General features: G+C 64.2%; 2 protein-coding genes and 1 pseudogene. All 3 read left to right on the forward strand.

All coding sequences use genetic code 11. From position 1 onward, the window contains the following. The coding region (locus ACE3S9_RS15460; protein WP_374547373.1) for a histidine kinase at positions 1–937 on the forward strand (937 nt) is incomplete at its 5' end. Positions 938–1,152: 215 nt separating this feature from the next. Beyond that, positions 1,153–3,513: a TonB-dependent receptor gene (locus ACE3S9_RS15465; protein WP_374547374.1), complete on the forward strand. Its 2,361-nt coding sequence runs from the start codon at positions 1,153–1,155 to the stop codon at positions 3,511–3,513. 174 nt (positions 3,514–3,687) lie between these two features. Further along, positions 3,688–4,348, forward strand: a pseudogene (locus tag ACE3S9_RS15470) (autotransporter outer membrane beta-barrel domain-containing protein); the annotation flags it as partial.

Raw genomic sequence — 4,348 nt, forward strand, 5'->3', positions numbered from 1 at the left:
CGAGGTCTGGCAGGACGTGCGCAATCTGGCGCTGACCGGCGGCGCCATCGCGCTCGCCGCCCTGATCGGGGCGAGTTTCGTGCTCGGGCGGACGCTCCACCCTTTGCGCAGTTGCGCCGAGGCGCTGGGGCGCCTGCGCGACGGCGATTATTCGGCGCGCGCGGAGGCCGCCGGCTCGCCCGAATTCGTCGATCTCTGCGCCAAGATCAACGCGCTCGCCGAGGCCCTGCAGACCTTGTCCGCCGCCAATCGCGACCTGATCCGCCGGCTGATGGAAGTACAGGAAGACGAGCGCAAGAAGATTGCGCATGAATTGCACGACGAGATCGGCCCGCACCTGTTCGCGCTGCGCGCCAATGCGACCGTGCTGGAGGCCGGCCTGAAGGAGGCGGGACTCGAACCGTTGCAGAAACGGCTCGCGGCGGTCGCCGGGCAGATCGAGGCTTTGCAGGGCCAGAACAGGCGGATTCTGCGCCAGTTGCGGCCGCCGGCGCTGGATGAGCTGGGCCTCGGCGAGGCGCTCAAGATCCTGGTCGCCGGCTGGCGCGAAACCGATCCTTCGGTCGATATAGAGCTGCGCCTGCCCGAAGATCTCGGCGCGCTCGACGAGCGGGAAAGCCTCGCGCTCTATCGGCTGGTTCAAGAGGCCTTGACCAATATTTTCCGCCACGCCCGCGCCACCCACGCCTCGGTCGTGCTGTCGCGCGCCGGAACGCCGCCGGAAATCCGGCTGCGGATTCAGGACGATGGGATAGGGATCGACCCGGCCTTGCCCGCCGGCCTCGGCCTGACGGGCATGCGCGAGCGCGTGCGCGGGCTCGGCGGACGCCTGTCCTTCGGCGTCGCGCCCGGCGGCGGCGGCCTGATCGAAGCCGCCTTGCCCGAAACGTCTTCCGTTTCAGAAGAGCCAAGAAGAACAGGCTCACATCGCAAGTGATATGAGCCTGTTCTTCTTGGCCGGGACTTTTTCCCGGCCGTCTGGGACCCTTTCCCCGCGACTCGATCTTCTCGATCACGAAAAGTTGTAATATCGTTTCAATTAAGGCGAAAAGTGCGCAATACAGCGTCGCGGCCATGGCGAACCAGGATGGACCCGCCGCGCCGGTCCCGCTCCGCGGCGAAAGCGCTCGAATGATGACATTGGGAGAGAACATGAACCGTCTTCGCGCGTCCTTGCTGGCGACTGTCGCCGTTTTCGGCGTCCCGGCCTCGGCCCTCGCGCAGAGCGGCCAGCCGCTCCCCGACATCGACGTCACCACCGACGCGCCCGCCGCCGCTCCACTGGTCGCGGCGCCGGCGCCGGGCGCTCCAGGCGCGGGCGTCGCCGGCGCGCCATTCAATTTCACCCAGGACATCACGCCCTACAGCACGACCCGCATCGACGCCCAGGAGATCCAACGCACCGGTTCGCCGGCAGCCGCGGATTCGCTGCAGCGCCTCGTGCCCAGCGTGGCTGTCCAGTCCGGCACGGGCAATATGCTCACGCCCGACGTCGTCTATCGCGGCTTCGTCTCATCGCCGACCCAGGGAACGCCGCAGGGCCTCGCCGTCTATCAGAACGGCGTGCGCATCAACAACGCCTTCGGCGACACGGTGAACTGGGACACGATCCCGACGCTCGCCATTCTCTCGATGGACGTGATTTCCAACAATCCCGTCTTCGGCCTCAACGCGCTCGGCGGCGCCGTCAATATCAAGATGAAGGACGGCTTCAACTATCAGGGCGGCCAGCTTGAAGTGTCCGGCGGCTCCTATGGCCGTATCCAGGGCGGGTTCGATTACGGCAAGCAGGTCGGCGATTTCGCCTTCTATGGCGCGCTCGAAGGCGTCCACGACAACGGCTTCCGCGATTTCGGCAGCTCCACCATCCGCCGCTTCTACGGCGACCTCGGCTATCGCGCCAACGGCAACGAATATCATGTGAACCTCGGCCTCGCCGACAATCTGTTCGGCGCCGCCGGCACCTCGCCGGTCCAGATGCTTCAGGAGGATTGGGGCAGTGTCTATACGACGCCCCAGACCAATCATTATCAGGTCGGCCAGATCGCGGTGTCGGGCAATTTCAGCCTGTCGCCAAGCTGGAGCCTCGCCACCAACGCCTATGTCCGCCGCTATATCCAGCATACGGTCGACGGCAATCCGACCGACGCCCAGGCGTGCGACGATCCGACGCTGCTTTGCTACGGCGACGACGACGTGCCGGCCAATGGCCTGAACGGCCAGCAACTCGCCAATAATCTGAACCCGAATTACCCCTTCGGCGAGATCGACCGCAGCACCATCACCACGACCAGCGTCGGCGGCAGCGCCCAGCTGACCAACAACGACCGGCTGTTCGGCTTCAAGAACCACTTCACCTTCGGCGCGAGCTTCGATTACGGCTCCAGCAATTACACCGCCACGGCCGAACTCGGCTCGGTCATGCCGAACTATGTCGTCGTCGGCAACGGCACCTATCTCGGCGCCTCCGGCGACCCGACCACCATCGGCCCGACCAATGTCAACGCCTATAACCGTTATGTCGGCATCTACGCCCTCGACGCGCTGGACATCACCGACAAGCTGACGCTGTCCGCCGGCGCCCGTCTCAACCTGGCCTCGATCTCGCTGGCGGACCAGCTCGGCGGCGACGTCAACGGCAACAACCAGTACAACCATCTCAATCCGATGGTCGGCCTGACCTACAAGATCACGCCGGACGTGCTGGTCTACGGCTCCTATTCGATGGCCAACCGCGCGCCGACGCCGCTCGAACTGGGCTGCGCCGATCCGGTTCATCCCTGCATTCTGGCGAGCTTCCTGGTGGCCGATCCGCCGTTGCAGCAGGTCGTGTCCCAGACCGTCGAGGCGGGTCTCCGCGGCCAGCAGCTTCTCGCCAACGACTGGGGCGCGGTGGGCTGGAAGGCCGGCTATTTCCGCACCTTCAACCAGAACGACATTCTGAACATTCCCTCGCAGCAGACCGGCTTCGGCTATTTCGCCAATGTCGGCGACACTCTGCGCCAGGGCGCCGAGGCCCAGTTGAACTACCGGAAGGGTCCGTTCACGCTGCGCGCGACCTATGCTTTCATCGACGCCACCTTCCAGAACGCCCTCACGCTGACGTCCAACAGCCCGGCGGCCGACGCCAATGGCTATATCTATGTCATGCCCGGCGACCATCTCCCGCTGATTCCCAATCAGCAGGTCAAGGTCAGCCTCGACTACGATATCAATTCGCACGCCCGCATCGGCGCCGATTTCCTGTTCACCGGCCCGCAATATTACGCCGGCGACGAATCGAACCAGGAGCCGCAACTGCCGTCCTACTGGACCGTCAATCTCAACGGCTCCTACAAGGTCACCAAGCAGCTTGAGCTCTTCGTCAACGCCTACAACCTGTTCAATCGCCGTTACTACGTCAACGGCACCTATTTCGATACGACCCAGCTGTTCCAGGCCTTCAACAACCCGGAAAGCGTGACGCCCGCCCAGCCGCTCTCGGTCTATGGCGGCGTGCGCATGACGTTCTAACGAAGAACTGCTGAAGCCATAACCGCCGGGCGAAACGCGCGGCGGCTCCATCCGGAAATCATCGGCCGAAAGGACGGCGCCTCGGCGCCGGACGGGACCGGCTTTGCCAAAAACACCCAGCCTGGGCGCATCGCGTTCCGGGAACGGGGACTCATATGCCAAGGGGAGAGTAAAATGCGTCCGGCCCGAACCCATCAGATCGCAGCCAGTCTACCGATCGCTTTGCTGATGACCACCGCTCTCGTCAAGCCGTCGCTGGCGGCCTGCGTGAGCAGCGCCGATAACCTGACGCTGAACTGCAGCGGAACGCTCGCCATCGGCGCCGGCCTGCCAATCACCATCTACGACGCCGCCGCGGGCTTCCAGCCGACCAATGGCAGCAACAGCTATACGCCGGCCAATCCGGCCTTTCCCGCCGCGAGCAATCCCGACAATCCCGGCTATGATCCCAATCCGCCGACGGTGACGCTCAATTTCGACAACACCGCCTTCGCCAATGTCGTCAACCCAACCACTGCATCGCTCGCTGACAGAGGGCTGATCGTCGCCAATTTCTCCAATGTCGAGAATCCGGCGGTCAATAATGTCGAGCTCAATAATTTCGGCTCGCTGTCCCTGACCACCAACCAGATCGCGTCCCGCATGGCCGTGATCGTCGCCGACAGCCAGGTCAATTCCTTCACCGTCAACAATTCCGGGACGCTCGCCGTCACCCAGACCTTTTTCAGCGCCTTCGACCCGTCGAAACTGACCACCACGTCCAGCGGCTCGCCGGCCACCCTGACCGCGCGCTACAATGGCGCGACGCTGAACGCCATGGCGGTGATGTATAGCG

The sequence above is a fragment of the Rhodoblastus sp. genome (genome assembly GCF_041915505.1).
In the GTDB taxonomy this organism is placed as follows: domain Bacteria; phylum Pseudomonadota; class Alphaproteobacteria; order Rhizobiales; family Beijerinckiaceae; genus Rhodoblastus.